The sequence below is a fragment of the Streptomyces boluensis genome, from assembly GCF_009908195.1.
Lineage (GTDB): Bacteria > Actinomycetota > Actinomycetes > Streptomycetales > Streptomycetaceae > Streptomyces > Streptomyces boluensis.
This window is the reverse complement of record NZ_JAAAHS010000548.1, coordinates 1-3,732: the sequence shown is the minus strand read 5'-3', so window position 1 is coordinate 3,732 and position 3,732 is coordinate 1. Positions and strand designations below refer to the sequence as shown.

Below are 3,732 nucleotides of genomic sequence, written 5' to 3'. Positions count from 1 at the left end.
CCGCCACCAGGACCCCGGCGAGCAGCGCGGCGCGCGCCCGCGGCATCCGGCGCACCGCCCCGACCGCACGCCCCTGGGCCCCCGCGGTACCGCCCGAGCCGGCCGTCGTGGCTGACGCGGACCCCGTACCCCGGCCGCCGCCCGTACTACGGGCGCCGGACACCGGGAGGCGCTGTGCGGCGGTACGCAGCGGGGCGAGAGCGGGCGGGAAGCCGCGCCGCTGTGACGCGTGCGGGACGACGCCCGTCTCCACGAACACCCGCAGCAGCCGCTCCGCTTCCGCCGCATCGGTTCTGCGCTCCGGGTCGCGGTCCAGGAGCCCCCGTACGACGGGCAGCAGCGGGCCCGCGCCGTCCGGCGGACGGACCTCCTCCGTCATCACCGCGGCGACGATCCCGCCCAACGTGTCCCGCTGGAACGGCGACCGGCCGGTGAGCGCCGCGCACAGCAGCACCCCGAGCGACCACAGATCGGACTCGGGCCCAGCCGTACCGCCCGACATCCGCTCCGGCGCGGTGTACTCGGGCGAGCCGACGAACGCGCCGTGCTCCGTGAGCGTCGACGCGCCCGCGACCTGCGCGATCCCGAAGTCGGTGAGCACCACCCGGCCGGTCCCGGCCTCCATCAGCACATTGCCCGGCTTCAGGTCGCGGTGCAGCACGCCCCCGGTGTGCGCCGCGCGCAGCGCGCCGAGCAGCGCCAGACAGAGCCGGGCCGCCTCCGGCGCCGCCAACGGCCCCTCGCCGTCGAGCCGGTCGGCGAGCGAGCCGCCCTCGATCAGCTCCATCACGATGTACGGCCGCCCGTCCTGGACGAGCACGTCGTACACGACGATCACGTGCGGGTGCCGGATCTGCGCTATCGTCCGCGCCTCGCGCAGCGTCCGCTCCCGCAACTGCCGCGCCTCCGCGACGGACAGGGACGGGTCGAGAACGACTTCCTTGACGGCCACCTGCCGGGCGAGCAGTTCGTCCGAGGCACGCCAGACGACCCCCATGCCGCCCCGGCCCAGTCGCTCCCCCAACCGGTAACGGCCCGCTATCAAGCGGCCGTTGCCCCGCTCGCTCGCCATGGCTTCATCATGCCGCACACCCGTACGCGGAGCCCCGTGCGTTACGGCAGGACCCCCGCTGAAGCTATAGGTGTCGGCCACTCGGCTTATGGCTCCAGGTCACACCCGGTGACGGCCCCGCGTCACGCCTTCACCGGCTTTACGGCCGCCAGCCGCGCAGCACGTTCTCGAACTGGTCCCGCGTCGTGTCCCAGTCCGCCGCGGGCCCCGACATGTAGATCGCGTACTCGGTGCCGTCCTCGGCGGTGTACAGCTGGTCGATCGCCCGCCGCTCGCCCTTGCTGGCACCGTTGGTCTCGGTCCAGGTGAACTCCCAGACCGCGCCCGGTCTCCCCCGGAACGTGTTGGACTCCAACTGCACCCGCTCGTACGTGGGCAGCCGCCCCATCCCCTGCTTCTCCATGTCGAGCGCGTGCAGATACGAGTTCTTGTGTGTGGGCTTCTTGCTGACGCCGATCCGGAGCAGGTGTTTGCCGTTGTCCGGCGTGTAGTCGATCTGGTCGCCGAACGTGCGCCGCTTGAAGTCCGGCGGCATCAGCAGGCTGAAGCCCCCCACGTCGTCCCTGATCCGCACCCAGTCCTTCGGCAGCGCACCCGCCGTCTGCTCCTGACCGCCGCCCTGCGTACCGCCGTTGCCCGAACCCTCGTCGTTCTCCGCATACTTGAGGATGCCGACCGCCGCACCCACGCCGACCAGCGCGGCGGCCACGATCACGGCAAGCGTCGCCCGCCACCGCCGCCGCGGCTTCTGCCCTGCTACGGCCACGGCCGCCTGCCCGCCGGGCACGGTCGACCCCACGGGCCTGTCCTGCCCTGCGGGGGTGTGCGGGGCCGGTGCGGGGTACGCGGACTCGCCTCCGGGGGCGGGGTACGAGGGTGCGCCTCCGCGCGCGGGGTACGAGGGTGCGGGGGTGTTGTACGGGGATGCGGCAGGCGTGGCGTACGCGGGCCCGGGTGGAGGAGTGTGGGGCCCCGGAGTGCCCGGCGCGGCCCGCAAGTTCTGCGTGCCCTGCACGCCTTCCTGCGCGCCTTCCTGCACGGCCTGCGCTCCCGCGCGGAACGCGTTCAGATCGTCCTCGCCGATCCGCCGCGTGGACACGTACTCCTGTGCCGTCGGCGGTCTGCGCCCCTCGGCCACCTCCGCCAGCATCTGCTCGACCCGGTCCGCGGTGGGCCGCCGCTCCGGGTCCTTGCAGAGCAGCGCCGCGATCACCGGCGCGAGCGGACCGGCGTGCTCCGGTGTGCCCGGCTCGTCCTGGACCACGGCCTGCATGGTGGCCAGCGGCGACTGCCGGCGGAACGGTGAGAAGCCCTCGACCGCCGCGAACAGCAGCGCACCCACCGCCCACAGGTCGGCGGCGGGCCCCGGATCGGCGCCCCGTACCCGCTCCGGCGCCAAATAGTCGAGGGAACCGACCAGTTCACCAGTCCGCGTGATCGTCGAGTCGCCCTCGATCGCCGCGATCCCGAAGTCCGTGAGCAGCACCCGGCCGTCCCGTGCGAGCAGCACATTGGCCGGTTTCACATCCCGGTGCAGCACCCCCGCGGCATGCGCGGCCCGCAGCCCGCGCACCACCCACGCCCCGATCCGGGCGGCCTCGGCGGGCTCGAGCCGCTCCCGCTCCTGCAGCGCGTCGGCGAGCGAACCACCGTCGACCAACTCCATGACGATCCACGGTCGTTCGTCGTACTCGAAGACGTCGTGCACGGTCACCACCGCCGAGTGGTTGATCCGCGCCGCCGCCCGCGCCTCCTTCTGCGTACGCGCCAACAGCACGGCACGCTCCGCCTCCGAGACATACAGCGCGGCCGTCAACTCCTTGACCGCGACCGTGCGGTGCAGCACCTCGTCATGCGCGCGCCACACCTTGCCCATGCCGCCGCGACCGAGGCTCCCCGCGAGCCGATACCGCCCCGCGAGTGCGGCGCCCTGTGCCGTTCCTTCGCCCTGATCCACGATCCCCCGCCCGTCCGTCTCCCGGCCAAGCGTAAGGAACGCGCCGCACCGGCCGGAAGGCGGTGGGCCGTTGCCCGCGCGTCCGCGGGCCACGATCAGCCCCGCGACCGGCGCCCGCCCCCGCGACAGACCGTCACTCGGCGGACCATCACCGGCCCGGCCGGTACGAGGCGACGGCCTGCTCGTGCAGCCGCGTCACCTCATCCCGCTCGGACTCCGGCCCCTTGACCAGCACCACGTGGTACCGCCCGTCGATCAGCAGCGCCGCATTCCGTACGTACACCTCGTCGCCGTCGGCGTCCTGCCAGGTGAACTGGCCCTCCGCACGCACCCGGCCGCCCACGTCGATCCGCCGCATCCCCGTCGACGTCGCCCACGACGAGTCCCGGAAGGGCTGCAACTCGGCCTCCCGCTCCCGCTGGTAGTAGAGCGGATCACTGCTCTTGCCCGAGGCCTTGTCCCGCCCCGGCACCACGATCAGCTCGAACGCCCCGCCCGCATATGTCACTTGGCCCCGGCCCGTACTGCCGCGCCGCTCCCAGCCCTCCGCCACGGCGACCCGGAAGCCCGCCGCGTCCTTGCGCAGCACGAAGCCCTCGGGAACCTCGGGCCCTGAGCTCTGCGGGTCGGGCCGCTGCGAGGTCGGCGACTCCTCGTTACCGCCGCCAGGACCGCCCTTGCCGTCGTCCGGGGTGCCCTCGCC

General features: G+C 73.5%; 3 protein-coding genes. All 3 read right to left on the bottom strand.

Annotation, left to right across the window (positions count from 1 at the left end; all coding sequences use genetic code 11):
- Positions 1-1,072, bottom strand: a 1,072-nt coding sequence (locus GUY60_RS35620) for a serine/threonine-protein kinase (RefSeq protein ID WP_161705536.1), incomplete at its 3' end; no start/stop codon positions are given.
- Between the two features lie 139 nt (positions 1,073-1,211).
- Positions 1,212-3,029: a serine/threonine-protein kinase gene (locus GUY60_RS35615; RefSeq protein WP_312866551.1), complete on the bottom strand. Its 1,818-nt coding sequence runs from the start codon at positions 3,027-3,029 to the stop codon at positions 1,212-1,214.
- 148 nt (positions 3,030-3,177) lie between these two features.
- A partial coding sequence (locus GUY60_RS35610; RefSeq protein WP_512700852.1) for a serine/threonine kinase C-terminal domain-containing protein occupies positions 3,178-3,732 on the bottom strand: 555 nt, incomplete at its 5' end.